13 protein-coding genes are annotated in these 14,280 nt (G+C 71.1%); 9 read left to right on the top strand and 4 right to left on the bottom strand.

Annotation, left to right across the window (positions count from 1 at the left end; all coding sequences use genetic code 11):
- Positions 1-61 precede the first annotated feature (61 nt).
- Both B042_RS0110650 and B042_RS0110645 read right to left on the bottom strand, forming a co-directional pair.
- Positions 62-895 carry an ABC transporter permease gene (locus B042_RS0110650; RefSeq protein ID WP_028648272.1) on the bottom strand — a complete coding sequence of 278 codons (834 nt, stop codon included), beginning with the start codon at positions 893-895 and terminating at the stop codon, positions 62-64.
- A 1-nt stretch (position 896) separates the two neighbouring features.
- A complete protein-coding gene (locus tag B042_RS0110645) occupies positions 897-1,838 on the bottom strand; it encodes an ABC transporter ATP-binding protein (RefSeq protein ID WP_028648271.1) in 942 nt (313 codons plus the stop codon).
- Between the two features lie 325 nt (positions 1,839-2,163).
- On the opposite strand from B042_RS0110645, the gene B042_RS0110640 reads away from it, so the two are divergent.
- From B042_RS0110640 to B042_RS0110605, 8 genes are read left to right on the top strand one after another with little or no spacing between them, the layout of a single operon-like run.
- Positions 2,164-2,949 (top strand): metalloregulator ArsR/SmtB family transcription factor, encoded by a 786-nt coding sequence (locus tag B042_RS0110640; protein ID WP_028648270.1) that lies wholly within the window; start codon positions 2,164-2,166, stop codon positions 2,947-2,949.
- 27 nt (positions 2,950-2,976) lie between these two features.
- Positions 2,977-4,389: a Fe-S cluster assembly protein SufB gene (gene sufB / locus B042_RS0110635; RefSeq protein WP_028648269.1), complete on the top strand. Its 1,413-nt coding sequence runs from the start codon at positions 2,977-2,979 to the stop codon at positions 4,387-4,389.
- Between the two features lies 1 nt (position 4,390).
- Positions 4,391-5,551 (top strand): Fe-S cluster assembly protein SufD, encoded by a 1,161-nt coding sequence (sufD, locus tag B042_RS0110630; RefSeq protein WP_028648268.1) that lies wholly within the window; start codon positions 4,391-4,393, stop codon positions 5,549-5,551.
- A complete protein-coding gene (locus B042_RS0110625; RefSeq protein ID WP_028648267.1) occupies positions 5,544-5,879 on the top strand; it encodes a non-heme iron oxygenase ferredoxin subunit in 336 nt (111 codons plus the stop codon). Before sufD ends, B042_RS0110625 begins: the two co-directional genes overlap by 8 nt.
- A 7-nt stretch (positions 5,880-5,886) precedes the next feature.
- Entirely contained in the window at positions 5,887-6,648 is a 762-nt protein-coding gene (gene sufC / locus B042_RS0110620) for a Fe-S cluster assembly ATPase SufC (protein ID WP_028648266.1), read from the top strand.
- A 2-nt stretch (positions 6,649-6,650) separates the two neighbouring features.
- Positions 6,651-7,949 carry a cysteine desulfurase gene (locus B042_RS0110615; protein WP_028648265.1) on the top strand — a complete coding sequence of 433 codons (1,299 nt, stop codon included), beginning with the start codon at positions 6,651-6,653 and terminating at the stop codon, positions 7,947-7,949.
- 20 nt (positions 7,950-7,969) lie between these two features.
- Positions 7,970-8,443, top strand: a complete 474-nt coding sequence (gene sufU / locus B042_RS0110610) for a Fe-S cluster assembly sulfur transfer protein SufU (protein WP_028648264.1) — start codon at positions 7,970-7,972, stop codon at positions 8,441-8,443.
- A complete protein-coding gene (locus tag B042_RS0110605; RefSeq protein ID WP_028648263.1) occupies positions 8,443-8,811 on the top strand; it encodes a metal-sulfur cluster assembly factor in 369 nt (122 codons plus the stop codon). Before sufU ends, B042_RS0110605 begins: the two co-directional genes overlap by 1 nt.
- A 398-nt stretch (positions 8,812-9,209) precedes the next feature.
- Here the strand turns inward: B042_RS0110605 and B042_RS0110600 are convergent, their stop codons facing one another.
- Positions 9,210-11,507 carry a hypothetical protein gene (locus B042_RS0110600; RefSeq protein ID WP_028648262.1) on the bottom strand — a complete coding sequence of 766 codons (2,298 nt, stop codon included), beginning with the start codon at positions 11,505-11,507 and terminating at the stop codon, positions 9,210-9,212.
- Positions 11,508-12,121: 614 nt separating this feature from the next.
- On the opposite strand from B042_RS0110600, the gene B042_RS22805 reads away from it, so the two are divergent.
- Positions 12,122-12,955 (top strand): SGNH/GDSL hydrolase family protein, encoded by an 834-nt coding sequence (locus B042_RS22805; protein ID WP_231493929.1) that lies wholly within the window; start codon positions 12,122-12,124, stop codon positions 12,953-12,955.
- Positions 12,956-13,030: 75 nt separating this feature from the next.
- Here B042_RS22805 and B042_RS0110590 read toward each other — a convergent pair whose 3' ends face one another.
- On the bottom strand, positions 13,031-14,146 hold the full coding sequence (locus tag B042_RS0110590; RefSeq protein WP_231493928.1) for an EAL domain-containing protein: 1,116 nt from the start codon (positions 14,144-14,146) through the stop codon (positions 13,031-13,033).
- Positions 14,147-14,280 lie beyond the last annotated feature (134 nt).

Genomic DNA, 14,280 nt, shown 5'->3' with positions numbered 1-14,280 from the left:
CTGCGGCGGTTCGGCCGCCCGTGCCCTTGCGGTGTCCCAGCGCTGGGGCGTCCCCGGACGGTCACTCCCAGCGGAACAGGCGGCTCGCCAGCAGGGCCCCGACTGCGGTCCACACCGCCAGGACGGCGAAGGCCCCGATACCGGGCACCGAACCGTCGACGAGCACCGAGCGCAGCCCCGACGCCAGGGCGGTGATCGGCAGGACGGACACCGCGCGCTCCAGGGGCTCGGGGAAACTGCTGGTGGGGAACAGGACGCCGCCCAGCCCGAGCATGAGCACGTACACCAGGTTCGCCCCGGCCAGGGTCGCCTCCGCGCGCAGCGTCCCCGCCATCAGCAGGGCCAGTGAGGCGAACGCCGCGGTCGCCAGCAGGATGAGGGTGAGGGCCGCCAGTGCGGCCGGGATCCCGGCCGAGGGCGACCAGCCCAGGCCCAGCGCCACCGCGCACAGCACCGTCATCTGGATCGCCTGCACTCCCAGTACCGCCAGGGTCTTGGCAGCCAGCAGCCCGAACCGGGACAGCGGCGTCGCGCCCAGGCGCTTGAGCACCCCGTAGCGGCGCTCGAACCCGGTCCCGATGGCCAGGCCGGTGAAGGAGGTCGACATGACCGCCAGCGCGAGTACCCCGGGGGTGAGCGCGTCCACCCGGGAGCCCCCGCCCACGTCGAGGACCTCGGTGAGGGTGAACCCCACCAGCAGCAGGACCGGGATGACCATGGTGAGCAGGAACTGCTCGCCGTGCCGGAGCATGACCCGCAGCTCCATCGCGGCCTGGGCGGCGACCATCCGCCACATCGGCGCGGCCCCCGGAGCGGGGCGGAACAGCGCCGCGTCCCCGGCCGACACACCGGCGGAGGGCAGGGTCGTGGGTGTGCTGAAGGTGTGCTCGGTCATCTCAGTCGCGCAGTTCCCGGCCGGTGAGTTCGAGGAAGACGTCTTCGAGGGTACGCCGTCGCAAGCGCAGGTCCTCGGCGAGGACACCCTCGGAGGCGCACCACGCGGCGACCGTGGCCAGGAACTCCGGCCCCAGGGCGTCGGTGCCGCCCGCGGTGACCACGTACTCGCGCCCGCCGCCCACCGCTTCGGCCGCCGCCACCGCGCCGCCCTCGGGCAGGGCGGCGCGCAGGGCCCCGGTGTCCAGCGCGGCGGAGGCGGAGAAGCGCACCTCCCGCCGGTCGCCGGTCAGTTCGGAGGGGCTGCCCTCGGCGACCACGGAGCCGTGGTCGACGATGACGACGTGGTCGGCCAGGCGTTCGGCCTCGTCCATGTGGTGGGTGGTCAGGATCACGGCGACCCCGGCCGCGCGCAGCGAGGCCACGAGGTCCCAGGCGGCCATACGCGCCTGCGGGTCCAGGCCGGCGGTCGGCTCGTCGAGGAAGACGAGTTCGGGACGGCCCACCACGGCGCAGGCCAGGGACAGGCGCTGCTGCTGCCCTCCGGACAGGCGCCGGAACGGCGTGCGCGAGGCCGAGGTGAGGCCGAGGCGTTCCAGCAGGAGCCCGGGGGCGATCGGCCGGGTGTGGAAGGAGGCCATCAGGTGCAGCCACTCGGCGGTGCGGGCACCGGTGGGCACGCCACCGGACTGGGGCATCACCCCGACCCGGGGCTTGAGCGCCGCGGCGTCGGCGACCGGGTCCCTGCCGAGGACGCGGACGCTTCCGCCGTCCGCGCGGCGGAAGCCCTCGCAGATCTCGATGGTGCTGGTCTTGCCCGCGCCGTTGGGGCCCAGCAGCGCCGTGACGGCACCCCGGCGCGCGGTGAACGTCAGACCGGTGACTGCGGTGGTGGCGCCGTAGCGCTTGACCAGATCGACGACCTCGACCGCGGCTGTGTCCATGGGTCCCGAGTGTACGTGTGGGCCTGTGCGTCCGGTCGCCGGCTGGTGGCGGAACCGGTACGGGCGGGTCAGCCCGGGCCCCGCACCCCCTGGTCCGTCCATATCATGGACTGACGTCTCACGATGCGGTCGGCTGGCGGGGTGTCAGTCCCTTCGGGTGTCGGGTCCGCAGATGTCGGTCGGATGAAATCGCAGTTAGGCAAGGCTGACCTTCGTGATCGGCGGCATGAACGCCGGTTTGCCTAAGCGGACTTATTTAGGCCACACTGATGTTGTCTAAAGCGTGAGCAGAGCCGTCAGGACCACAGGGGAGGAGGGGATCGCCGTGCCCGACACCTCCGGTGCCCCCCGCGCCCTGACCGGACCCGAGCGCGGGGCCGAGAACGGCACGCGCGCACGGGTGGCCCGGCTCATCCTCGAACAGGGGCCGATCACCGCCTCCGCGCTGGGGGAGCGGCTCGGACTCACCCCCGCGGCCATCCGCCGCCACCTCGACCACCTGACCGGCGAGGGGATGGTCGAGGCCCGCGACGCCCGGCCCCACGGCGGACGGCGCCGTCGAGGCCGGCCCGCACGGGTCTTCGCCATCACCGAGGTCGGGCGGGGCGCCTTCGTCCACGCCTACGACGACCTCGCTGCCGGAGCCCTCCGCTTCCTCGCGGAGACCGCCGGCCCCGAGGCCGTCGGTGCCTTCGCCCAGCGCCAGGTGGCCGACCTGGAGAGGCGCTACCAGCCCCTGTTGGACGCGGTACCCCGGGAGCAGCGGGTCCGGCTCCTGGCCGAAGCCCTGTCCAACGACGGGTACGCCGCCACCGCGGGCAGGGCACCCGCGCCCGGAGGCGGCGACCAACTGTGCCAGCACCACTGCCCCGTGGCCCACGTCGCGGCGGAGTTCCCGCAGCTCTGCGAGGCCGAGATCGAGGCCTTCTCGCGGCTTCTGGGCACCCCGGTGCGGCGACTGGCCACCATCGCCCACGGCGACGGCGTGTGCACCACGCACGTCACCCCCGCCGACGACGTCCCCGGGCAGGCCCGGGACGGGCGGGCGGCACACCCCGCACAGAACTCCACCCGCCCTGCGGCGGATGGAGCACCGCAACACGACAAGTGACGTCTGAAGTCCAGGAGGAGTCCGCGCATGACGTCTATCGCGCATCCCGAGCTCGAAGGGCTCGGAACCTATGAGTACGGCTGGGCCGACTCCGACGCGGCCGGGTCCAAGGCCCGCAGGGGTCTGAACGAAGAGGTCGTCCGCGACATCTCCGCGAAGAAGGACGAGCCGGAGTGGATGACCAAGCTCCGCCTCAAGTCCCTCAGGCTCTTCGGCAAGAAGCCCATGCCCGACTGGGGCGCGGACCTGTCCAAGATCGACTTCGACAACATCAAGTACTTCGTGCGGTCCACGGAGCAGCAGGCCGCCTCCTGGGAGGACCTGCCCGAGGACATCAAGAACACCTACGACAAGCTGGGCATCCCCGAGGCCGAGAAGCAGCGCCTGGTCGCCGGTGTGGCCGCCCAGTACGAGTCCGAGGTCGTCTACCACCAGATCCGCGAGGACCTGGAGGAGCAGGGCGTCCTCTTCCTCGACACCGACACCGCGCTCAAGGAGCACCCGGAGATCTTCCAGGAGTACTTCGGCTCCGTCATCCCGCCCGGCGACAACAAGTTCGCCGCGCTCAACACCGCGGTGTGGAGCGGCGGCTCCTTCATCTACGTGCCCAAGAACGTGCACGTGGAGATCCCGCTCCAGGCCTACTTCCGGATCAACACCGAGAACATGGGCCAGTTCGAGCGCACGCTGATCATCGTCGACGAGGGCGCCTACGTCCACTACGTCGAGGGCTGCACCGCACCGATCTACAAGTCGGACTCGCTGCACTCGGCAGTCGTCGAGATCATCGTCAAGAAGAACGCCCGCTGCCGGTACACGACCATCCAGAACTGGTCGAACAACGTCTTCAACCTGGTCACCAAGCGTGCCGTCGCCGAAGAGGGCGCCACCATGGAGTGGATCGACGGCAACATCGGCTCCCAGGTCACCATGAAGTACCCGGCCGTCTACCTCATGGGCGAGCACGCCAAGGGCGAGACGCTCTCGATCGCCTTCGCGGGCGAGGGCCAGCACCAGGACACCGGTTCCAAGATGGTGCACTGCGCGCCCAACACCTCCTCCACCATCGTCTCTAAGTCGGTGGCACGCGGCGGCGGACGCGCCTCCTACCGGGGCCTGGTCCAGGTGCAGGAGGGCGCCGACCACGCCAAGTCCTCGGTCAAGTGCGACGCCCTGCTGATCGACACGATCAGCCGGTCCGACACCTACCCCTACAACGACCTGCGCGAGGACGACGCCGAGCTCGCGCACGAGGCGACCGTCTCCAAGGTCAGCGAGGACCAGCTCTTCTACCTCATGAGCCGGGGGATGGACGAGGACGAGGCCATGGCCATGATCGTGCGCGGGTTCGTCGAGCCCATCGCGCGCGAGCTGCCCATGGAGTACGCGCTGGAACTGAACCGGCTGATCGAGCTTCAGATGGAAGGAGCGGTTGGTTAAGTTGACCGGCCCGAGCATCGAACCCAAGGCCCACAGTCACGGTCTCGGGGAGATCCCGTTCTCCAAGTTGGCCACCCACGGGTCCTTCGACGTGAACGACTTCCCCGTCCCGAACGGGCGCGAGGAGGAGTGGCGCTTCACCCCGCTGCGCCGCCTCAAGGGCCTGCACGACGGCAGCGCGCAGGCGGACGGCACCGACAAGCTCGACGTGGACGCCCCCGAGGGCGTCACCGTGGAGACGGTCGGCCGCGACGACGCCCGACTGGGCACCGCCGGGCGCCCCGCCGACCGCGTCACCGCCCAGGCCTACACCTCCTTCGAGGAGGCCACGGTCGTCACGGTGGCCCAGGGCGCGGTCCTGGACCGGCCCGTGCGCATCACCCGCCAGGCCCAGGGCGGCACGCGTTTCGACCAGTACGTCATCGACGTCAAGCCGCTGGCCGAGGCGGTCGTCGTCCTGGAGCAGACCGGTGGCGGCGTGCGCGCGGGCAGCGTGGACGTCCACGTCGGCGAGGGGGCCCGGCTCACCCTGGTCAGCCTCCAGGACTGGGACCGCGACGCCGTCGACGTCACCCAGCACAACGCCCAGATGTCCAAGGACGCCACCCTCAAGTCGATCGTGGTCACCCTGGGCGGCGACCTGGTCCGGCTCTCGCCGAAGGTGGCCTACAAGGACGGCGGTGCCAACGCCGAACTGCACGGACTGTACTTCACCGGCGACGGCCAGCACCACGAGCACCGCTCGCTGGTCGACCACAACAAGTCGCACACCCGCTCCCGGGTGGAGTACAAGGGCGCGCTCAGCGGCAAGGGGGCCCACGGCGTCTGGATCGGTGACGTGATCATCGGCGAGGGCACCACCGGTACGGACTCCTACGAGCACAACCGCAACCTCCAGCTCACCGACGACACCCGCGTGGACTCGGTGCCCAACCTGGAGATCTTCACCGGTGAGGTGGAGGGCGCCGGCCACGCCGCCGCCAGCGGCCGCCTCGACGACATCCACCTGTTCTACCTGCGCTCGCGCGGCATCCCCGAGGACGAGGCGCGCCGCCTGGTCATCCGCGGCTACTTCCTCGAACTCATCAACCGGATCCCGGTCGAGGACCTGCGCGAGGCGATCATGGCCAAGGTCGAGCGGAAACTGGCCGAACATGAGTGAGACCGGGCCGTGGGTGAAGGTCGCCGAGCTCTCGGAGATCCCCGAGGAGGGGGTCCTGGGGATCGAACTCGACGACGAGACCCCCATCGCCCTGGTCCGCTCCGAGGGCGAGGTCTTCGCCGTGCGGGACGTGTGCTCGCACGCCGAGGTCCGACTCTCCGAGGGCGAGGTCGAGGACGGCACGATCGAGTGCTGGCTGCACGGCTCCTGCTTCGACCTGGGCACGGGGGCACCGCTCAACCCGCCCGCCACACAGCCGGTCCCCACCTACGACGTGAAGATCGACGGCGACGACGTGCTCGTTTCGCCGGCTGAGAAGAATTCCTGAGGCTGAAATGACCAAGTTCGAAATCCGCGGCCTGCGCGCCGACGTCCTGATCGGTGAGGACGAGCGCCAGGAGATCCTCAAGGGCGTGGACCTGACGATCAACTCCGGTGAGACCCACGCCATCATGGGCCCCAACGGCTCCGGCAAGTCCACCCTGGCCTACGCCATCGCCGGCCACCCGCGCTACGAGATCACCGAGGGCGAGGTGCTCGTCGACGGCGAGAACATCCTCGACCTGAGCGTGGACGAGCGCGCCCGCGCCGGCGTCTTCCTCGCCATGCAGTACCCGGTGGAGGTCCCGGGCGTGTCCATGTCCAACTTCCTGCGCAGCTCCGTCACCGCGGTGCGCGGCGAGGCGCCCAAACTCCGCCAGTTCTCCAAGGAGCTCCAGGGCGTCATGAAGGACCTGTCCATCGAGCCGTCCTTCGCCGCCCGCGGCGTCAACGAGGGCTTCTCCGGCGGCGAGAAGAAGCGCCACGAGATCCTCCAGTTGGAGCTGCTCAAGCCGAAGGTGGCCATCCTCGACGAGACCGACTCCGGTCTGGACGTCGACGCGCTCAAGGTTGTTTCCGACGGTGTCAACCGGGCCAAGGAGAGCGGTGAGATGGGCATCATGCTCATCACGCACTACACCCGCATCCTCAACTACGTGAAGCCCGACTTCGTGCACGTGTTCGCCGGAGGCCGCGTCGCCGAGTCCGGCGGTCCCGAGCTGGCCGACACCCTGGAGGCCGAGGGCTACGAGCGTTTCGTGAAGGCGGGCGCGTAACCGTGACCCTCCGCGAGTCCGTCCGGCCCGACACGGGCCCGATCGACACCACGGCGGTCCGGAAGGACTTTCCGATCCTGTCCCGGACCGTCCGCGACGGGCGTCCCCTGGTCTACCTCGACTCCGGGGCCACGTCTCAGAAGCCCCGGCAGGTGCTGGAGGCCGAACGCGGGTTCTACGAGCGCCACAACGCGGCGGTGCACCGCGGCGCCCACCAGCTCGCGGAGGAGGCGACCGACGCCTACGAGGCCGCGCGGGAGACCATCGCCCGGTTCATCGGGGGAGACGCCGGCGAGGTGGTGTTCACCAAGAACGCCACCGAGGCGATCAACCTCGTGGCCTACGCGATGAGCAACGCGGCCACGGCCGAGGACGGGCTCCGCCGCTTCCAGGTGGGGCCCGGGGACGAAATCGTCGTCACCGAGATGGAGCACCACGCCAACCTGGTGCCCTGGCAGCAGTTGTGCCGGCGCACCGGGGCGACGCTGCGGTGGTTCCCGGTGACCGAGGAGGGCCGCCTCGACCTGTCCGACCTGGAGGAACTGGTCAACGAGCGCACCCGCGTCGTGGCCTTCGCCCACCAGTCCAACGTGCTCGGCACGGTCAACCCGGTGGCGCCCATCGCCGCCCGCGCCCGCGAGGTCGGTGCGCTGGTGGTCCTGGACGCCTGCCAGTCCGTGCCGCACATGCCGGTCGACGTCTCCGCGCTGGACGTGGACTTCCTCGCCTTCTCCGGACACAAGATGCTCGGACCCAACGGGATCGGCGTGCTCTGGGGGCGCAGGGAGCTGCTGGAGGCCATGCCGCCGTTCATCACCGGCGGTTCGATGATCGGTGTCGTGCACATGGACCACTCCACGTGGGCCGAGCCGCCGCAGCGGTTCGAGGCGGGGGTTCCGATGGCTCCGCAGGCCGTCGCCCTGGCCGCCGCCTGCGACTACCTCACCGCGGTGGGCATGGACCGGGTGGCCGAGCACGAGCACGCGCTCACCGCCTACGCGCTGGAGCGCGTCGGCGCGGTCGAGGACGTGCGGATCGTCGGTCCGGCCGAGGCGGTGGACCGCGGGGGAGCGGTGTCGTTCACCGTGGAGGGCATCCACCCCCACGACCTCGGCCAGGTCCTCGACGACAAGGGCGTCGAGGTCCGGGTGGGCCACCACTGCGCCTGGCCGCTCCACCGCAAGCTGGGTATCGTCGCCACCACGCGCGCGTCCTTCTACCTCTACAACACCCTGGAGGACGTGGACGCACTGGCGGACGCGATCCGGGACGCGCAGCGGTTCTTCGGAACCCGCCCCTGACACGAGGAAACAGCCTGACCATGCAGTTGGACGCGATGTACCAGGAGATCATCCTGGACCACTACCGCAACCCCCACCACAAGGGGCTGCGTGATCCGCACAACGCGGAGGCGCACCACATCAACCCCACGTGCGGGGACGAGGTGACGCTCCGGGTGGCGCTGACTCCGGCCGACGGTGCGGCGCTCGACGACCACGCGGTCGTCAGCGACGTCTCCTACGAGGGGATGGGCTGCTCCATCAGCCAGGCCAGCACCTCGGTGCTGACCGACCTGCTCATCGGGCGGACGGTCGCCGAGGGCATGGCCACCCTGGAGGCGTTCACCGAGCTGATGCAGTCCAGGGGTCAGGGCGAACCGGACGAGGACGTACTGGAGGACGCGGTCGCGTTCGCCGGAGTGTCGAAGTACCCCGCGCGGGTCAAGTGCGCCCTGCTGGGGTGGATGGCGTGGAAGGACGCGGTGTCGCAGTCCTTCGAGAAGGAGAGCGTCTGATGAGTGAGAACGAGACGACGACGGAGGCCCCCGAGTCGGCCGCGTCGCTCTCCGCCGAGGCGGAGCAGTTGGTCGAGGAGATCGGTGAGGCGCTCAAGGACGTGATCGACCCCGAGCTGGGCGTCAACGTCGTGGACCTGGGGCTGCTGTACGGGGTGAACGCCGACGACGACGTCATCACCCTGGACATGACCCTCACGAGTGCGGCGTGCCCGCTGACCGACGTCATCGAGGACCAGGCCACCAGCGCGCTGGACGAGTTCGAGCGCGAGGTGCGCATCAACTGGGTCTGGATGCCGCCGTGGGGCCCGGACAAGATCACCGACGACGGCCGCGACCAGCTTCGCATGCTGGGCTTCAACGTCTGAGTCGGAGCGTGAACGGGCGGGCCGGTGACCTTCGGGTCCCGGCCCGCACCCGTGTCCGGCTCGGTGGTGGGCGGTGCCGGTCAGGAGGTGCACCTGGTGGGCCAGGTCGTGCCCGCTGCGCGCGGGCCGGGAGAAGGGCAGCCGCACGTCGTGGTCCCCGTCGGCGGTCGCCACGCGCGGGCGCAGCCCGAACCGGTCCACGCCCGGAGGTCGGGCGCCGCGGCCCGGTCGGGGGCGCGGAGGACGTCGTGGAGGACCGCCTCGCAAGGGTGAGGCAGGGCCTCACCCACGGCGCATAGGGTCGGTTCGTGCCAGGTCTCCGAACCGTTTTCGGGTGGTGGACGCGCCACGGACGCGAGAAGGCTCCCCGGGCGCTCCGGAAGCCTTCTCGGGCGGGCTCAGCGGGCGGCGAACAGCCCGGCGCGCAGCTCCCCGGCGATGTCGGTGTCCCCGCGCAGTTCGAGGCGGTCGATGAGCGCCTGCGGATCGGCCGGAAGCCGCTCCTCGCCGTCGGTGATCCGCCGGGAGAGGATCCCCAGCGCTTCCTCCGTGGAGGCGTGCGCCGTGTAGCCGCTCAGGTGCAGGGCGCGCGAGGCCGGCGGGAAGCCGCTCAGGTCGGTGGCGGGAAGCTTGCGCGCGTCGAGCCGGTCCCCGGTCACGGTGATGAACATCCGGTCGCCGGGCTGGGCCGCCTGGCGGCGCAGCAGGGGCCGCAGGGAGTCGAACGCGGGCTGGTCCCGCCAGACCAGTACCAGGAGGTCGGCACCGGGGGCCGTGAGGCACAGCAGGCGCCCCGGTTGCAGCCCCAGGTGCACGGCGTAGCCGGTGGGGACCGCGACGGGTGCCCCGTTGAGGTGGTCGGCGGTGATGTCGACCCGGTGCCACCAGCGCCCGTCGGGGGCGTGGAAGCAGCGCGCGGCCATCGACGGGCGGTCGTGCGCCGCCGACTGCTGAACGGGGCCGCCCCCCGGACGTACCGCCGCCCGCGGCGGTACCGGGGAGGGGCCGCCGAACGGTGCCGACGCCTGCTGGGCGTCCTGGTACGGAAGGCCCGAGGCTGCCTGCGGGGAGGGGGGCGGGCTCTCCGGGCCCTCCAGGCGGCGCCGGATCGGCAGTCCGTTCTCCGTCGTGGGGCTGGAGGTGTCCGCGGGGCCTGGGTTGGTCGGTGCCTCCATGGGGACGGAGGGGTCCACGAGCACGCGCCCCTCCTTGAGGCTGACCCCGGGGGTGCTCAGCAGCCAGGCCCGCAGTTCCTGCTGGCGGATGCCGATCCGGCCCAGCCGGATCCCGGCCTCGGTCATGTCGGGGGCGTCGCCCAGGAGTTCGCGGGTCTGCCAGCGCAGGCGGTTGGGATCATCGGCGATGAGCCAGCCGTTGTGCATCCTGCGGTCGGTGAACAGGGTGATGACCACGCGCCACAGCGGGGTGTGCAGGGTGGGCACGTTCACGGGGTGGTCCGCGTGCGCGTTGATGAGCCGGTCGATCGTCGTCGCCGATCCCAGCTGCTCGGACAGGTCGCGCAGGTGCTTGGTGATCTGACCGCTCTCGGGGGAGTTGAGCCAGCGCAGGAGGCGCTCCTCCACCTTGCGCTGGGCCGCGCGGAGCTCGGTGACGTCCACCGCGATCTGCTCCGAGAGCACCCTGATGCTGATGGGGTCGGTGGCGAAGAGACGCTCGGCCGCCACGGTGCGCTCCAGCTCGGGCCAGGAACGGAACATGCCGTCGACCAGGTCCACCAGGGGGTGCTCGCCGAGCGCGGGCACCGGGGGCTGCGCCTCCACGTGGTCGGAGCGCATCGCCTTGGGGCGGCTGAACGAGGGGCGGCGCAAGGTCCGGCCCGGGCCCAGCAGGGAACTGCGGAACTGCGAACGCAGGTCCCCTATACCGCCGTCCCTGTCCGCGTCCGACACGGCCTCGGCACCGCCCGGGATCATGGCGGCCGAACTGACCATGCTGATGGGCGCGCCGCCGGGGGCGCTACCGGGCCCCTCGGTTCCGGTCGCCTTCTCGGGGACGCGCCGCCGCTCCTCGTCACGCTGGGCGCGCAGGGCCCGCAGGGTGCGGATGGCGTGGGTCGCCGGGGTCTGCGGAGGTGCCGGGTCGTGCCCGGCACCCTCGGAGGCCCCGGGCCCCTCGCCCACCCCGGTGGCGTTGGTGAGGTAGTCCAGTGCGCTGCGCACGTGGTCGGGGGCCGAGTCGGGCAGCCAGTGGGAGATGGTGCGCACGGCCTCCAGCATCAGCGCGGGCGAGGGCGTGGGGCCGCTGGGCAGGTCGCAGCAGGGCTGGAGGGCCCGCCAGGCGACCGTGCTGATGATGTCGAGCGCGCCGCAGCCGCTGATCGGCCACGAGCTGATCTCCTGCGGCGTGGCCGCGATGAGGCGCTCCCAGTCCCCGGCAGCGGAGGCGACAGCGCCGCGGACGGGGTCGGACAGCTCCGAGCAGTCCACCCTCTGGGCCTGCAGACTGGGCAGGAACGAGGCCAGGGGAACGTGTCCCCACTGCTCCGCGGCCAGACGGGCGATGCCGTGGGCGAGCCAGGGCGGTCCGGCGATGTCCAGGACCTGGGAGACGGGTAGCGAGTGCCACCAGCCTTCGATGAGCCGATCGTGGCGGAGCAGGGGTGCCACGTCCTGCGAGCGCGACCACCGCAGGGCGGGGGCGAGGTCGACGAGGCAGATCGGGGAGACGGCGTTCATCCGCTGGGGACCTCGACCTCCTGGTGACTGCACGTGAATTGGAGGAACCGCACGGGCCTTCGGTTCGGCGCACCACAGCATTCGCCCATCACCCGACCGGGACGCGGCCGACCGAGCCGACGCCGACCAGTCGAGCACGGCTGACCGGGGGACAGGGGTGCCGTGAGTACGTGTCGTCCGTGATCGTACGTCGCCCAGCGCCACATGGGTAGTCCCGGGGCCCCACGGGTTCGTCGACTTTCCTGTGACCAGTCTGTTCGACGTTCGATATCGACGGTACTCATTGTAGGGCGCGCAAGGGGGGCTATGTCCCGATTCATAGTCGATTAACTCTCTCTCCATGGCTGATCGGGTGCCTTGATGCTCCCTGTTTCGGCACTGCGACCCCATGCGCGGGTATGCTTGGCGGCACTGTCCTCGCCCGAACGGACTCTGGCAGGGTGGCCGCTCCACAGCCGACCACCGGTCGGCGCTTCCGGGCCCGGGACCAGCGGCCGCACGCGGCCCCAGCAGGACTTTCGCCCCGTCTGCGGACCCACTGGCCGCGGGGTGACCGAGCCGGACGATTGGTTGACGTGACAGACCTAGAGACGAATCCCCCTGCGGTCGCGCGTGTGAGTAGACCGGATGTCATCCGCTCCTATGTCGCGATCGGTGACAGTATCACCGAGGGGATCGACGACGGCAGCGGTCCCGGAGGGGCCTACCGGGGATTCGCCGACCGGCTCGCCGACCACCTGGGTTCGTTCACCCCCGACTTCCGCTACGCCAACCTGGCCGTGCGCGGCCGGCGCATGCGCCACATCTTCGGCGAGCAGACGGAGCAGACCCTGGAGTGGCGGCCGGACCTGGTGACCGTCCTGGCCGGCGGGAACGACGTGCTGCTGCCCGGCAGGAACCTGGACCGGCTCGGAGAGCAGTTCGAACGCGGGATCCGCCGCCTGCGCGACGCGGGCCTGCGCGTGGTGATCGTGTCCGGCCACGACACCGGGTGGATCCCCGTACTGCGCTACTACCGCGGCCGTATCGCCGTCTTCAGCATGCACATGCGCGCCGTCGCCGAGCGCACCGGCGCGGAGATCGTGGACATGTGGGCGCTCACCTCCCTGGCCGACCCCCGTGCCTGGAGCGAGGACCGCCTGCACATGAACAGCGACGGCCACCAGATCGTCGCCGCCCGTATCGCCGACCTCCTCGGCGTCCCGATGGGCTCGCGCAAGGACTGGGAGGACCCGTGGGACACCCCGCCCCGGGAGGTCCCGCGCATCCTGCGCCGTCGCGAGAACCGCCGCTGGGCGCGCCAGTACCTCGTCCCGTGGCTGAGCCGCAGGGCCATGGGCCGCTCCTCGGGGGACGGGCGGCTCCCCAAGCGCCCGGCGCTGGACTACCTCCATGACGAGGCCACCCGGCTCAGGATGGCCCGCGCCTTGGACGAGGGCGTCGGCTGACTCGTCCGGAGCCGTCCCCGCGGGACGGCCGCACCGCGTGCGCGGCCCCCGCCGCGGAGGCCGCCCGAATGCGCGTCAGCTCCGGGAGAGCGACTGGATCAGGTCGGCCACGTGGACCACGCCCACGACCTGGCCGTAGGCATTGGTGGCGATCATGTCGTCGTAGACACGCGCGTTGTCCTGCCCGGCCACCCGCAGTGCGGCGATCGCCGACATCCACGCCGGAACCGTCCGGGGCGGCTCGGCCAGCCGCAGCGCCGGACGCTTGGCGTGCAGCGCGTGCCCGTACCTGCCGGTCACCGACAGCAGGAACCGGGTCCGGTCGATCACGCCCAGAGGGCGGTCCCGGTGGTCGATGAGGACCGCGCTGTTGAGCGCGGTGTCGCCGGTGAAGGCGTCCAGGACCTCATCGCAGCTCACGTCGGCACCGAAGCCGACCGGCGGCAGCATGAACTCGGTGATCTGCGGACCGGAGTCCTGCTGGTCCTGGGCGTCGGCGGTCGGCTCGGGAACCGGGGTCACACGCTCGCCCGGAAGCCAGGTGTCCTCGGCGAAGAACGGGCCGGTCCCCACCCGCAGGCCGCAGCGGCGCAGGCGGACCACGTCCTCGCCGTGCTTGATCCCCGAGGCCATGGAGTACACACCACTGCCGCGACCGATCCGGGCCAGGCCCTCCACCACGGTGGTCCTGCGCTGGTCCGAGGCCACGTCCGACACGATCGACGGGTCGAGACGGATGAGGTAGGGCACCGTCTCCAGGACCAGGTCCGGGCTGACCAGCGCGGTACCGAACCCGCACCGGAACCCGGCCGACCTGAGCCGGGCCACGCCCGAGGTGACGAACTGCCTGGGCAGGGCGGACAGCTCGGGGCTGAGCATGAGCGTGATGTCGCTGGGGCGCCGACCGGAGCGGCGCAGGCGGCTGTCGAGCAGGGAGACGAACTCGTCCCCCGCGGTGAGCATCCGTGCGGGCAGTGGGAGCACCAGCGGCAGCAGGGTTCCCGAAGCGCCGGACTGGCCGATCAGGTTCACGAGCCACTCGGCGATGAGGATCTGTTCCCGGGGGGTCACCGCGCCGGAAGCGCTCCGGGGCACGGGCGGGGGAGAGGCGACCACCTCGACCGCGAGAACCGCACCCGACTCCAGGTCCACGACCGGCCGGTGCGCGATGGAGCGAGAGGAGCGGTGCACCTCGGGAGCGCTCGTTTCGATGGAGGATGAACCGGCATGATACTGGGACGCTTGCACAGACACGATCCCCATGGTGCTCCCACCCGAGGTGCGGAGAAAGGCATGTGTACTGCTGTTCAGCAGAACTTCACGCG

The organism is Nocardiopsis sp. CNT312 (genome assembly GCF_000515115.1).
GTDB lineage: Bacteria > Actinomycetota > Actinomycetes > Streptosporangiales > Streptosporangiaceae > Nocardiopsis.
Note: the sequence above shows the minus strand (reverse complement) of the source record. Positions and strands in the feature narration are given on the sequence as shown.